The organism is Roseivivax halodurans JCM 10272 (genome assembly GCF_000521785.1).
GTDB lineage: Bacteria > Pseudomonadota > Alphaproteobacteria > Rhodobacterales > Rhodobacteraceae > Roseivivax > Roseivivax halodurans.
This window is the reverse complement of sequence record NZ_JALZ01000029.1, coordinates 1-12,557: the sequence shown is the minus strand read 5'-3', so window position 1 is coordinate 12,557 and position 12,557 is coordinate 1. Positions and strand designations below refer to the sequence as shown.

17 protein-coding genes are annotated in these 12,557 nt (G+C 64.3%); 9 read left to right on the top strand and 8 right to left on the bottom strand.

Annotated features, from left to right (window positions below; genetic code table 11):
- The first annotated feature begins 77 nt into the window (after positions 1 to 77).
- Entirely contained in the window at positions 78 to 488 is a 411-nt protein-coding gene (locus OCH239_RS17110) for a hypothetical protein (RefSeq protein WP_037265308.1), read from the top strand.
- A complete protein-coding gene (locus OCH239_RS17105) occupies positions 488 to 1,351 on the top strand; it encodes a hypothetical protein (RefSeq protein WP_037265305.1) in 864 nt (287 codons plus the stop codon). Before OCH239_RS17110 ends, OCH239_RS17105 begins: the two co-directional genes overlap by 1 nt.
- A gap of 218 nt (positions 1,352 to 1,569) precedes the next feature.
- On the opposite strand, the gene OCH239_RS21790 is transcribed toward OCH239_RS17105, so the two are convergent.
- Together OCH239_RS21790 and smpB are read right to left on the bottom strand one after the other, a co-directional pair.
- Entirely contained in the window at positions 1,570 to 2,124 is a 555-nt protein-coding gene (locus OCH239_RS21790) for an ImmA/IrrE family metallo-endopeptidase (RefSeq protein ID WP_051489560.1), read from the bottom strand.
- A gap of 3 nt (positions 2,125 to 2,127) precedes the next feature.
- A complete protein-coding gene (gene smpB / locus OCH239_RS17090; RefSeq protein WP_157577923.1) occupies positions 2,128 to 2,592 on the bottom strand; it encodes an SsrA-binding protein SmpB in 465 nt (154 codons plus the stop codon).
- A gap of 127 nt (positions 2,593 to 2,719) precedes the next feature.
- On the opposite strand from smpB, the gene OCH239_RS17085 reads away from it, so the two are divergent.
- Positions 2,720 to 3,013, top strand: coding sequence for a hypothetical protein (locus OCH239_RS17085; protein WP_037265301.1), 294 nt, complete (start codon positions 2,720 to 2,722; stop codon positions 3,011 to 3,013).
- A gap of 13 nt (positions 3,014 to 3,026) precedes the next feature.
- Here OCH239_RS17085 and OCH239_RS17080 read toward each other — a convergent pair whose 3' ends face one another.
- On the bottom strand, positions 3,027 to 4,064 hold the full coding sequence (locus tag OCH239_RS17080; RefSeq protein WP_037265299.1) for a hypothetical protein: 1,038 nt from the start codon (positions 4,062 to 4,064) through the stop codon (positions 3,027 to 3,029).
- A 296-nt stretch (positions 4,065 to 4,360) separates the two neighbouring features.
- Here OCH239_RS17080 and OCH239_RS17075 point away from each other — a divergent pair, with 296 nt between their 5' ends.
- Together OCH239_RS17075 and thrS are read left to right on the top strand one after the other, a co-directional pair.
- Positions 4,361 to 4,597: a hypothetical protein gene (locus tag OCH239_RS17075; protein ID WP_037265296.1), complete on the top strand. Its 237-nt coding sequence runs from the start codon at positions 4,361 to 4,363 to the stop codon at positions 4,595 to 4,597.
- Positions 4,598 to 4,899: 302 nt separating this feature from the next.
- On the top strand, positions 4,900 to 6,081 hold the full coding sequence (gene thrS / locus OCH239_RS17065) for a threonine--tRNA ligase (protein ID WP_051489559.1): 1,182 nt from the start codon (positions 4,900 to 4,902) through the stop codon (positions 6,079 to 6,081).
- 13 nt (positions 6,082 to 6,094) lie between these two features.
- Here thrS and OCH239_RS17060 read toward each other — a convergent pair whose 3' ends face one another.
- From OCH239_RS17060 to OCH239_RS17050, 3 genes are read right to left on the bottom strand one after another with little or no spacing between them, the layout of a single operon-like run.
- Positions 6,095 to 6,580 (bottom strand): ribonuclease toxin HepT-like protein, encoded by a 486-nt coding sequence (locus OCH239_RS17060; protein WP_037265292.1) that lies wholly within the window; start codon positions 6,578 to 6,580, stop codon positions 6,095 to 6,097.
- Positions 6,577 to 6,909 (bottom strand): nucleotidyltransferase family protein, encoded by a 333-nt coding sequence (locus OCH239_RS17055; protein WP_037265290.1) that lies wholly within the window; start codon positions 6,907 to 6,909, stop codon positions 6,577 to 6,579. Before OCH239_RS17055 ends, OCH239_RS17060 begins: the two co-directional genes overlap by 4 nt.
- Positions 6,910 to 6,953: 44 nt before the next feature.
- Positions 6,954 to 7,997 carry a hypothetical protein gene (locus tag OCH239_RS17050; RefSeq protein ID WP_157577922.1) on the bottom strand — a complete coding sequence of 348 codons (1,044 nt, stop codon included), beginning with the start codon at positions 7,995 to 7,997 and terminating at the stop codon, positions 6,954 to 6,956.
- 226 nt (positions 7,998 to 8,223) lie between these two features.
- On the opposite strand from OCH239_RS17050, the gene OCH239_RS17045 reads away from it, so the two are divergent.
- Positions 8,224 to 8,757 carry a hypothetical protein gene (locus OCH239_RS17045; RefSeq protein WP_037265286.1) on the top strand — a complete coding sequence of 178 codons (534 nt, stop codon included), beginning with the start codon at positions 8,224 to 8,226 and terminating at the stop codon, positions 8,755 to 8,757.
- A 25-nt stretch (positions 8,758 to 8,782) separates the two neighbouring features.
- Here the strand turns inward: OCH239_RS17045 and OCH239_RS17040 are convergent, their stop codons facing one another.
- Positions 8,783 to 9,358, bottom strand: coding sequence for a hypothetical protein (locus tag OCH239_RS17040; protein ID WP_037265284.1), 576 nt, complete (start codon positions 9,356 to 9,358; stop codon positions 8,783 to 8,785).
- Between the two features lie 236 nt (positions 9,359 to 9,594).
- On the opposite strand from OCH239_RS17040, the gene OCH239_RS17035 reads away from it, so the two are divergent.
- The 3 genes from OCH239_RS17035 to OCH239_RS17025 all read left to right on the top strand — a co-directional run bounded on the left by OCH239_RS17035 (position 9,595) and on the right by OCH239_RS17025 (position 12,093).
- Positions 9,595 to 10,350, top strand: coding sequence for a hypothetical protein (locus OCH239_RS17035; RefSeq protein WP_037265282.1), 756 nt, complete (start codon positions 9,595 to 9,597; stop codon positions 10,348 to 10,350).
- 141 nt (positions 10,351 to 10,491) lie between these two features.
- The gene (locus OCH239_RS17030; RefSeq protein WP_037265279.1) at positions 10,492 to 11,331 is read left to right on the top strand and encodes an AcrVA2 family anti-CRISPR protein; all 840 of its coding nucleotides are present in this window, start codon (positions 10,492 to 10,494) and stop codon (positions 11,329 to 11,331) included.
- A gap of 72 nt (positions 11,332 to 11,403) precedes the next feature.
- The gene (locus OCH239_RS17025) at positions 11,404 to 12,093 is read left to right on the top strand and encodes a hypothetical protein (protein WP_037265276.1); all 690 of its coding nucleotides are present in this window, start codon (positions 11,404 to 11,406) and stop codon (positions 12,091 to 12,093) included.
- Positions 12,094 to 12,128: 35 nt separating this feature from the next.
- On the opposite strand, the gene OCH239_RS17020 is transcribed toward OCH239_RS17025, so the two are convergent.
- Positions 12,129 to 12,557, bottom strand: a 429-nt coding sequence (locus tag OCH239_RS17020; RefSeq protein WP_037265274.1) for an NAD(P)H-dependent oxidoreductase, incomplete at its 5' end; no start/stop codon positions are given.

The following is a 12,557-nucleotide window of genomic DNA, read 5'->3' as shown; positions in this document are numbered from 1 at the left end:
GAGACGGATATCGCTTCGCGTTTCCCCGGCGCTGGCATACTATGCGAATAACTGACTTGAAAATGGAAGGATCAGCAATGCCCAACGCACTCGAGCCACGATACCGCTTCGAGGCCGCGACAGGTCAGCTCTTCTTTGAAATAGGGCGTTCGCGCACGATCGTCGGTGACATCGATCTCGCGGTCGCATGGACCACCGACGAGGATCTGGGCGGTTGTCTGCACAAGCACGGGCGCACCGAGCTGGTGGAGGCCAAGGCCGCGGCCATCCGCGCCATCGATCCGAGCGTGCAGGTCGCGGTCATCCCGTGGGAGGCGATCCGGCATCCGGATGCCGGACCGAAGATCCTCGAGGAGGTGAACGCCTGCCTTGCGATTTCAGGTCGCGTGAGCGGGCTCACCGAGCGGCTCGGCGATATCGCGGCGGAGCATGAGATCGAACTTTTCCCGCGGGACCGGGCGCCGGCCGAGACCGGTATGACCCCCTGATGAAGATCCACTACAACATCCCGCCGCTGCACCAGATGGAGCCGGATATCCGGCTCGCGGATGCGATGCTCTTCGCAGCGCTCAGTTCCGCGCTCGGTGAGCGGATTCAGCCGTACAGCTCGCTGCACGCGTTCCGCGGCGATGGCCCGCTCTGGGGCCCGGACCCCTATGAGGAGCGGACCGCCGCGATGGCATTGCGCAGGGCGCCTTACCACAACGCATTCGTCCAGGAGGCGCTCGGCGGCTCCGTCATCGTGCCGGCCTGCAAGGTGCAGGCGGAAATGGACCGGCTGAGCCGCGCCGGTCTCGGTGCTGCTGTCCGGAACATGCTCGATCCGTCGAACCGCAAGCGGTTCCTGGCGCCGGGCTCGAGCTTCGGGATCAGCCAGGACCACATCCGCGTCAACGGCACCGACCCGGTCCTCGTTCATCCGAACCGCGACACCCACCACGAGCGCCGGTTCCTGGTCGTAGCCGGAGAGATTGCGGGAGAGAGCCCGCTCTTCTTCTGCGGCGAGGATCCGGCGCTTCTTCTCGATCCGGCCAACCGCCGACGCGAAGCACGTACCCCATGGTCGGAGCTCGAGGACGCGGATCCGGAGCGGCTGGCGCGGCAGCGCGAGGCGGTCGAACGGCTTCTCCGCGACTACCCGCTGGTCTCGGGTGCGATCGATGTCGCATCGGCCGAGGGGCCGGACGGGACCGAACGGGCGCATGTCGTGGAGGTGACCGCGGCGCGGCCCGGCGGTGTCGACATCTTCTTCGCCGATCCGGTCGTTTACGCGGAGACGGTGGCCGCGCATCTGGCCGAACTCGAGCCTGACGTCTCGGGCGACGATGAGCTTGCGTTCAGAAGCCCATAATCGAAGTCCGAGATGGCGCTGTTATAGACAATTTTGGATTTTTGTCTGTATGGCTGGAGAACCGCGGCAGACCGCAAGCCTGACGGCGATTCACGTCAATGGCTTTGGAAATCTCTACCCTACAGAGATTCTTTTGTAGGGTACGTGAGCACGCCACCTGCGGCAGCCCGGACCGAGCAGCTCTGGCCCAGTCGCGTTCGCTTTCGACTTCAGCCCTTTCAGGTATGTGGACAGGGCTCCGGCACGGACTCGATCCCGAGCTGCGCCGCACGCTCGCGGGCACGCTCCGCGGTCACCGCGAAGAAGGCCCGCGTGTGTTCAAGTCCGCCCCGCTCCCAGGCCTCCCGGAACTCGGCTTCCGGCATCAGGAAGGCGCGGGCGAACCAGGTTGCCTCCCACTTGCAGCGCAGCATCGCCTCGTCGTCGCTCTGGCAAGGCACGTACATGCCGGCGCCCGGATGCGCGGCCCGGACCTTCGGCCAGTGCAGCAGGACATGCCCGAGCTCGCGGGCGATGATCATGTGGTTGCCAAGCGATGAGCGCAGGCTGGATCGATATACGGTAAAGGCGCCGTCGGGCGCGATGTCGAGCGCGCGCCCCTGCACCTCGTCGAGCGGGCCGACCATCTGGACGCGGCCCCGGTTGATCTCGCAGAGCCGCCCGAGATCGAAGCCGGTTTCGAGGCCCACCTCGCGGCGGGTCTTCTCGGCAAAGGTCTCGTTGGCGGCGCGCGTCGCGCGCGTCGGGATCGGGGAGACGATGTCGTAACCCATGGCTCAACCTGCCTGCTTCAGCAGGCGCTGCTTCTCGCGGCCCCAGTCGCGCTTCGCCTCGGTGGCGCGCTTGTCGGCCTTGTTCTTGCCCTTGGCGATGCCGATCTTCAGCTTCGCCCGACCGCGCTCGTTGAAGTAGAGCGAAAGCGGCACGATGGTCATGCCCTGGCGCTGGGTGGCATTCCACAGCCGGGCGAGCTCACGTCTGCAGACCAGCAGCTTGCGTCGCTGCCGCTCCTCATGGCCACCGAACGCGGCCGCCTGCTCGTAGCGCGGGATGAACCCGTTCACGAGCCAGAGCTCGCCGTTCTCGACCGCGGCGTAGCTGTCGGCGATGTTCACACCGCCAAGGCGGAGCGCCTTCACCTCGGACCCGGTCAGCATGATGCCGGCCTCGAGATCGTCCTCGATGTGGTAGTCGAAGCGGGCCCGGCGGTTGTCGGCGATGCGTGCCGCGTTCTCGGTCATGTCAGCCCCCTCGACATTCATCTCGTTATGCGAAAATAGATTGCTGTCACTCTGTGTCGGATGCAATCGGTTTTCGTTTTCTCGAAGACGCATTAGCTTGACCCGACAAAGAACGAGGATGCCGACAATGAAGCTTTACATGGTGGGACATCGCGAAACGGTCGATGACAGCCACTGGCGCGTGGCCGCCGAGAGTCCGAAGCAGGCGGCGGAACTCTACGTTCAGGCGATGCTCGACCAAGCTATCTCGGTCGATGAGGGCGAGTTCGAGGACATCGGCGAGATCGAGGTCAAGGAAGAATACGAGGTTATGCCGACGGAGCCGGGTGTCATCCAGTGGAGCGACGAAACAATCGAGACCTTCGATCTCGAGGAGTTCGAGGCCTGGAACAAGATCTATGGCTCAGGGATGGAGCCCTGAGCCATAGGGCACACTAGCCGTCTCCACGCATCGACCTTTCCGATCGATAGCGCCCAACGGCCCTATGCAGGCCCACGATCAATCCGATCAACTCCGCGTCCGTGTAGATGTTTGCGTCTACCGGGTAGCACCAGGCCTTCCACTCAGCGTTCCAGATGAAATCCATGTTTCTCATCACGCTGCTCCATCCGGGAATGTACGGAGACAAGAACCTGAGATAGGGGCCCCAAGCATCGAACGTGATGTCGTCCTGATGGTCCTCCTCAGGGGTCAGATCGAGGCCTGCGTCGACGATGATCGAGATCTTGCCGTACCGCTTCTCGACATCCTCCGACCGTTTGTTCAAAGCGGTGATGAAGCCGCTGATTTCAGCCCGGAAATCCTGAAGGTCGGATAAGGCGCAGTAGTAGTAGCCATACCTGATCCCCAGGTTGACGCCGCCCGCCCACTTTGCGGTGCGGAACTCGCCGAATGCCGGATCATAGCGGATCAGCTGCGGGAGGGCGCCTTTCGCAATGCCATCGCCGTTCCTGGCCGAATAGCAGTTCAGGCCATCGTGTTCCGGGAAGGGAGCATCAAGCATGCGCTCGATCTGCGGCGCCGCGGCGGCGAGGTCTGGCAACATGGAAACCACCTGGCCGTTCGTGAGAAAGATACGATCGTCGTAGTGGCCGCTGCGCTTCCCGGCGCGCGAGTTGGTCTTGAACGCGGGCACAAGTGCGGAGAATGCCGTCAGGTAGTCGCCCTCGATGGACCATGTCCCGATCTCTGTCGCGTTGAACCTGAGACCCGGGACGATGGGAGCTTCCAGGCTCTTTACGAGGTCCATTTCCGCGAGGCGTGCGTTCATGGAGGCCATAATTTTTTTGGACTGCTTTTCGGTAAAGTACCGCGCGTCAATTGCGTTGACGCCGCCGCCTGTCACCAGGCGAAGGAAGTCGTCTGGGGCCCTCAGGCGCCACATCCCTTTTCCTTTCGCATAATCCAGCAGGAAGGGGCCATACTCGCCAGGCTCGAGTTTGGTGATGCGCACAGGGGGTATGTCATACATTTGCGGAGTCCTCGCAGGAATGCTCAGTTGTTCAGCGCAGTATAAGCCAGTTCAACCTCATCGTCTTTTCGCACATCATGGAGGAAGGCTGGTTCGATGCAGTTCTCCACAGAAAACCGAGATGCCCCGGCATCAGGGAAGACCAGCGCCGCCCGAGCACGGCAAGGTGCTCGGCAAAGGTTGCGCTCGCCGCCCACCCGACCGCCGCCGAGTCGAGAAAAATCCGTATTCGAAGCTAACTACGGCACTTCGCGTCTTGGCGCTGCGGTACTACATTCGGGTTTGGAGGGTACCAGATGACCAAAAAGCTCGTGACGACGGCGGACTTTCTCCGTGCGTACCAGGATGGCCTGATCGGACGGGAAGACTGCATGGATGGCATTGGGGTTCATGATTATCGTGCGTTCAGCGCGGCTCTGCTGGGCTCAGGGTTCCATCTCCCGAGAGGCACGGACGAAGAGGTCGCAGAGGAGGTCGCTGGCGCCTTGCCGTTGCTCCGCGGGCGACTGGTCGAGCTCGGAGAGCTGCGATGATCCGCCTGCTCGTCCCCGACGCGGGCCCCCTGATCTCGCTTGCTCGCATCAATCGACTTGAACTTATCGACCGGTTCAACTTTCGCAGGTTATCATTGATCCCCCCGAGCCCGCGCCCTATGATCCTCGTCATGATGATCAGGATCGCTCTCGCCACAACCACGACCACCACGCCAATCAGGCGGGTTCTCAGGTCGTGAGCTGATCTAACATCCTCACCACCCCAACCCCGCCGGGCATCCGCGCGGGGTTTTGTTTTGCCATGCGGGTCCCGGCTGTCTCCATCCGACAAGGACACCGATATGGAACACGAAGACCACCGCATGCTGGCCAGGCGTCTCGACCTCTACCACATGGAGGAGAACGCGCCGGGGATGATCTACTGGCACCCGGCCGGCTGGCGCATCTACCGCGCCCTCGAGGACTACATCCGCGGCAAGATGCGCGCGCTCGGCTACGAGGAGGTGCGCAGCCCGCAGCTCCTGCCCCAAGACCTCTGGGAGAAGTCCGGCCACTGGGAGAAGTTCGGCGAGCACATGTTCGCGGTGCCCCGACCCGAGGGGCGCGACCTGGCCCTGAAGCCGATGAGCTGCCCCTGCCACCTGCAGATCTTCAACGCGGGCCACCGCTCCTGGCGCGACCTGCCGGCGCGCTACTCCGAGTTCGGGATCTGCCACCGCGACGAGCCTTCGGGATCGATGCACGGGCTGATGCGCTCGCGCGGCTTCGAGCAGGACGACGCGCATGTCATCTGCCGGCCGGCGCAGATCGAGCCCGAGGTGGCGCGCTTCGTGGGCCTGCTGAAGGAGGTCTACGCCGATCTCGGCTTTCCGGACTTCGACGTGGCGCTCAGCCTGCGCCCCGAGAAACGGGCGGGCTCCGAGGAGGACTGGGATGCGGCAGAGGCGCAGCTGCTCGGGGCGGCGCGCGCGGCCGGGCTCGAGCCCGATCTCCTGCCCGGCGAGGGCGCCTTCTACGGCCCGAAGCTCGAGTTCGCGCTACGCGATCTGCAGGGCCGGTCCTGGCAATGCGGCACCATCCAGCTCGACATGGTCCTGCCGTCGCGCCTGGACGCGAGCTACATCGCCGAGAGCGGCGCGCGCGAGGTGCCGGTGATGCTGCACCACGCGGTCCTCGGGTCGATGGGCCGCTTCATCGGGATCCTGCTCGAGCACCACCGAGGCCGCCTGCCCTTCTGGCTCGCGCCCGACCAGGTGGCGGTGCTGCCCATCGCGGACGCGCAGCTCGGGCCCGCGCGGGCGGCGATGGACGCGCTTCGCGCGGCCGGGCTGAGGCCGGCGCTCTTTGCCGAGAGCGAAAGCCTGTCGCGGCGGATCGTGATGGCGCGTGAGCGGCTCATCCCGGCGGAGATGGTAATCGGCAAGCGGGAGGCGGAGGCCGGCCAGGTCATGCTGCAGAGAGGAGACGAGAAGCGGCCTCTCGATCTGGGGGATGCGGTTCGGCGTCTTGCGGAAGGGCTTTGACGCCGGCCCGTCGTCAACGATCGAGGTCGTCCGATGGCGGGTCGACCCGGGCCTGGTAATCCCGGATCAGGTCTTCAAAGACCTCGGCGAGCCATCGAGCCGAGCCAATGGCCCTCTCGGCTCCGGCGAGCTGGAAATCGTCGTAGCTACGCGTCGCAACCGTCCGGAAACGGCGCGTTTCGTCTGCATGCTTGAAAGCTTCCGGGTCGAGAATGGCAGCCCTGGCCCCGACAGTCTTGCGCGCTCGTGCCAAGAGATCGGCGTGCCAGCTGTCGCCTGCAGGCTTTTCTTCGTCGAAGATCTTCAGAATGCGCAACAGACAACTCTCGAGCAATGTGTGACCGGACTGCATCGCGTGCATGAGCGCCATTTCGGATCGATAGCCGTCCATTCCGGGGCGATCGAATCCGCCCTCGTCGAACAGCGTCGCCGCATTTCGGAAATGGCGAGCGGCGCGTTCGGCGTCGTCCCAGACCTCGAGCCAGCGGGCGTCTGTCAAGGGAGGGCAACCGACGCTGCGAGTGCCTTCTGGCGAAACGCATCAGACACCGTCGCCGTGTCGATAACGTCGCAGGGCAGTCTGCGAGACCGACATGCGTCCTCCGCGTATCTCAGCGCCTCGGGCATGACTGTTTCAGGGAAGTCGACGAGAACGTCGACATCGCTGTCATGCCTGAGTTCGCCACGCGCGGCGGACCCGAAGATGTAAAAGGCGCCGCCATGGCGCGCCGCGTAGGTCGCAAGATCCTCGCGCAAAGCCGCGACAGCAGCGATGCGGGCGTCCCGGCGGTGTGCCTTATGCTCGGACAACGTGACGGCATTTTTCATAATGGAAGCATAAGCGAGTTCAGCGCAGAATTCACCCTTATCGATCAGAGTTCGGGCCCGGCGTCGACGTCGGAGTCTGCGTCCCGCGCTTCGCCGAACGGATCTTCGGCAATTTCGGTCAGGTAAGACGGGTCGAACGTGATCGCCTTGCGCTCGGCCTCGAGGGTGATCGGGATGGCCTGCCGCTCGAGCGTCACCTGGACCGGGGCCTCTCCGAACGGGTCCGCGATCGCGATGCCGTCCTGGGTCAGCTGGACTTCGATCCGGGGCCGGTCGAGCGAGATCCCATGCGACCGCGTTTCGAGCGCTCGGCCCGGCTCCGCAGGCGACACGATACCCGACGGATCGATGCCCGTTCCGCGCTCGGGAGTATCCAACACGATCCGCGCGGCCGCTGACGCCGACAACAGATCGTCCGGCAGCATCTGCATGGTGCCCACCTCGGAGGCCGCGAGCCGGATCGGAGCGGTGTCGTTCAGGCTTTCGGCGCTCATACGCTTGGCGATGATGTCGAACGCGGTCTCATCCGTGACAAGGAGGCTTTCGGCCGCCTGCGCAAGGTACGGCGCGCTCGAAGGTGATCCGAGTTCCGCGGCCAGTTGCGCGGAGGCGATCGACGGAGAGAACGCCTCGAAGGGATCCGCCGCCCGCGCCGCCGCGTGGAGGCTGTTCATCTCGGCGCGCGACATCTCGACTGCCGTGAGATAACCGTCGAGAGCGGTGTCGGACCACTGGCCACTCTTGCCCTGTTCGTAGCCGCTCTCCCAGACATCGCGCAGCCCGTCCCGGAGGTCGGCCGGTTGAGCAGCCTCGAGAACATCCAGCCGCGCTTCGATCTCGGGGTTCGACCACGCGATGTCACGCATCCCCTGCCCCACACCGAGCAGGTGTTCGGTCATGACAATCTGCGCGGCGGTCTTGTCGGGGGTCGCGACCTGGATTCCGTTGGCGGCCTTCACATAGGCGGCCACTCCATCGGGTTGCGCCGCGCCGATGACCGCGGCGGCGGTTCCGGCGACAAGGATGGTGCCGAAGCTGGCGAGGAACATCGCCTCCGGGTGTTTCCTAAGATGGTCGAGAAAGCTCATGTTCGGACTCCAGCAGGGTTTACCGAGAGCATATATGCTAACTGCGAAAAACGCATTGCAAGTTCAGTTTGCCTTTATATGATCATGGGACGGTCGGAGCGAACCGGGCAGCCCCGGCGAAAGCCATGCCAAACCGCTCTGCATCTTCCGTCGCACGGACAACCTTCCCAAGGGTCCAGCGAGTCACGGGGCGCACTCGGTGCCGGACCTTTATGGAGGATCTCCAATGGACACTTATCTCACCCGGTCGCGCGTATCCGCCCTGTCGAAGCTGATGGCCGATCCCGGCGTCTCGAAGCTCTCCCATCTGCAGCGGATCGACGGTATCGCCAAGGTGCTCGGTTTCGAGAACCAGGCCGCTCTGATGGCGACGCTCAAGGCGGCCGAGGAGCCGGCCGCACCATCCGCGGCACCGTCCGAAAAGCCGTTCCGGACCGTGGTGGCCTTCGGCAGGGACTACACCTCCGCGTTCAGCCAAGGGGCGCCCATCGGTCCGGACGACTTCGGGGGCATCTCGATCAAGTTCTTCGGCTCCGAGGAGGCCATGCAGGCATACTTCCAGGGGATCGAGGACGGCGAAGGCTGGGACCGGATCATGGGGGTCGAGGTCGCTTGCCCGGACAACACTGCAAGAGCGGGATCGCTACTCTCTGCGCTCGAGATGGATCCGGACCTCGATGCGGTTGCGTGGCATAATGCCAGGATGGCCGAGCGGGTCGAAGAATTGGGCGAAGAGTCGGGCGCCGATCTGGCTATCTGAATCGCGACAGACGTGCGCGCGGAAACTACTCCGCGTTGCACAGCTCTTTTGTCAATGTTGCAATGTCCCCGGTCTCCCGGCGCGCCATCTCGTAGATCGCCGCGAGCATGGCCTCGGTTTCTTTCGAATACCCGAAGCCGTCCTCCCCATCCCGGAAGTTCTCCCCGTCGAACAGCGAGGCCTGTTCCGGTGGATCGTTCCGGAGCCCGAAGACCACCGCCATTTCCTCCCAGAGGCATTGCGCGCGATCCTCGCCGGTGAGCTGATCGTTGAGAAACACGACCCCCAGCTCGGGCACGATGACCGGCGCATCCGCATCCGAGTAGTAGAGCGTGCCGATGCACCCGCCGCGGTCATGGATGTCCACCAGGGACAAAGACCCGTCGGGCCGTAGGCCCGGTGCCGCCCCCTCGTCGAGCGCGCGGGCGAGATCCCGCGAGAGCTCGATTATCCCGATGCCGCGGAAGTCCGATCCGGTTTCGCGGGCGTCGAACGTGATATCGAGATCGGTCAGCTCGCGCATATCCGCCAATACCGCGTCTATCTGAGGGCGGATTCCCGCCAGCGTTGAATCGGAGCTGGCGTCGATGGCGTAGACCACCTCAACCTCCTCATCCCACGCGACTATTTCGTCTCCGCATGCCTCACCGCCAGGACATGATTCCGAGGTCATGGCCATGTGGGAAAACCGTTCCGGGAAATGCGGCGCGCGAAGTTGCGCGCAGTGTGACGCGATATCGGCACTGACGTTGATTGGCGCCAGAGACAAGGTCAAGGCTGAGAGCACTCGCATGGAGGATCTGGCGAGTTTCTGGAATGACATTGGAGACCTCGGTCATGGCTGAACTCAACAACCTAGAGCTAGGCGAAGACCTCGCCGAGACCATCGGCACCGCGCTGGTCGAAAGCGGCAATCTTCCGCCTTCACTCCAGGGCATCGGGGATGCGGCAAGCAGGGCAAACCGGGTGGCGGATGGCCTCAATACGGCCACCTCCGGCATCGACCGGATCACCAGACCGGATAACCCGGACGTCGTCCTGGAGTCCGGGCTGACCTCACGGGAGATCCAGAACAGGGCGTTCGAGGCGGCCGATCTCGATCACTTCATCATTGATGAACCGGAGCTTACGCCCGCGCCGGGCTACGTGCTCAACCGCAACATCCAGGTGCTGAGCGAGAACGATCCGGCCGCGATCCCCGGAATGCTCGAGAACAGCCTGTTCGGAACCGACGAACCGACCGTCAGTGAGGGCGCATCCGTTCGGCTCGATATCCGGGAGGAGCGCGCGTCCGATGCCGCGAACGCGGCCGCCGAAGAGGAGTTCGGGGCCGACAGCTTCGGATTCATCGACTTCGCCACGACCGACGATTTCAATGACGATGGAGGAGACGAGGACGCCGATCTGGCATCCGCGGAGGCGGCGTTCGGAACAACCGATGATGGCCTCATCGACTTCCCCGGTGCCAACGATTTCGACGACGATGACGGGGGCAGCGACGGGGGCAGCGATTTCGGCGGCTCAGGCGGTTCGTACCCGGAACCCGGCGACTTCAATTCCCCGGAAGATTTCGGAGTGTCCGACCCGTTTTAAGAGTATCGAGGCAAGGTTCGGGCGCGCCTGCTATGGAGCGGGCGCGCTCGCAACAGGAGCACACTCGGTACTACCACCCTCATGTTTTGAGTTGCGAAAATAATTGTTGGATCTATCGTATAATGCGAAAAGGAGAGCCGAATGTTGATCCACGACAAGCTCATGGCATTGGCCGAGAAGGTTCGCCGGACCCCCTTCGACTTCGAGGACTTTGCCCCGGCCGTCGTGGAGAGCTACACAAGCCGGCTCGAGGGCGCCCAGTTGCTGCTCTTCGAGAGCAGCGCGACGCGCGCGCTCTTTGACATCGCAAAGAGCACAATCCGGGCGGGAATTCCGATGGAAACAGGTCTTGTTCCCTTCGACCGGATCTACGCCGAGATCAGCTATCCGGGTGACGAGAACCGGATCGCCGCGATGGTCGAGCGGGACGCAGCCGGTCTGTCCGTCCGGCTGCTGACCCTTCGCGGATCCGGGGACCTGCTGCTTGATGCGATCACCACGCGTATTCCGCTGGATGGCCCCCCGCTGGCGCGCCTCGATCATCCGGAAGCGCTGACGGACATGGCCGCGTCGAACCCGAAAGCCCTTCAGGACCGGCTCGAGACGTCGGAACATCTCTCCATGCACGTTTTTCAGGTCCTCTTCGCCTTCGCGGCTCTTCGCCGGGAAGAGAAGGTTGTCCGGGAAGAGGGCGAACCGCTCTACAGCCGTCAGCAGCGACGGCGGGCCGTTCGCGAGGGCCGACCCTTGCCGGAGCGGACCGTCACTCGCATCAAGCTCGGCGCCGAGGGCCGAAACCATCTCGCGGCGATGGGCGATGCCGCCACGGCCTCCGGCAAGCGCCGCGCCCATTGGGTGCGGGGCCATCTCTTCGTGGCCCGGAACGGGGAGCTGACCTGGCGCCGTCCGCATATCCGCGGGGTCGGAGAGGTCCGCAACACCGTCCGGGTCGTCGAATGCGACGACGTTCCGTCGCCGTGAAATGCGATTTTGCATTTCCAAGGTGAGCCACGACTATTCGGGAGATCCGGAAATCATGAGGGACCAAGATCCATGACCGCCGAAATCGCTTTGCGGCAGGAGATCCGGGAGATCGCCGCACGCGCGGATCATCTTCCCGGACTGATCGCCGCGCTCGCCGACGCCGGGATCCGGACATGTCCCCGGATGCGGGCCGATGCCGGCATCGTCACGCTGAAATTCGAGCGCGACGGCGTCTCGCTCAGCCGAAGCCAGGCGGGACTGCGCCTCGAGGGACGCATCTCCTACAGCGTCACGCATCATGACCCGATGATGCGGGCGCTCGATCGCGCGCAGAGTTCCGGCGCGCCGCAGCCGCGCATTCTCGACGAGGCGGGCGAGTGCCGGATCGACGTCGAGGATCAGGAGCCGCCTCGCCATTTCTCGATGCAGTTCTTCGGGCTGGTCCAGCGCATCGTCTCGGAGGCGGACGACTGCCCGGACCCGCTGCTGCGGGCGCTCAACTGGGGCTGGGACCGCTGGAGCGACATGGGAGAGGCCGAGCTTCGGGCCGCGATCGAAGAGCCGGTCATGCCGCAGATCGACGCGCTCGAGGAGGCGCACCGGATCGCCGCACTTCGCTGGACCTGCCGGCTCGAGGCGCTGTCGGAGCTCGGGTACGGGATCGACGAGACCCAGGTCATCGCGCTGCGCCGCCAGGAGGCGATCCTGCGCGCCGCAACTCCCGCGCCGGCGCCCGAAGACGAGACCCCTGCCCTCTGAACCCGGAACGCGGTGCGAGCCCCTGGTTGGCGCCGCTATCCGGTCGCGCTGCCGTCCTCGTTCCAGTCGGGCCAGTCAGGGAACCTAAGCGGTTCGACGTCCCCCAACCCTCCGAGGTGGGAGGTCCAGGCTGTGAGGTTTCCCCTCAGCCTCTCTTCCAAGCGACCTTGGTCTTCGTAGCTGTAGCCATGCCCCTGCACTCCATAGGAAATGAAGGGCGGTAGAACCGAGAAGCCCATGTAGTGCAGCGAATATTGCACCGGCCAGAGCATTGTCTCGAAATCTCCGCCCCGGCTTCCCGGGCCGAAGGCGGCGCGCGGCGCGCCGGTGGTCACGGATACTATGGCGAGTCGTCCCCTGAAGTAGCCCGCGCCGTAGCGCATCCGGCTGGTGTAGAGGCCTCCGCTTACGAAGACGCGGTCCATCCATCCTTTGAGGATCGCAGGCGGACCGTGCCACCAGAG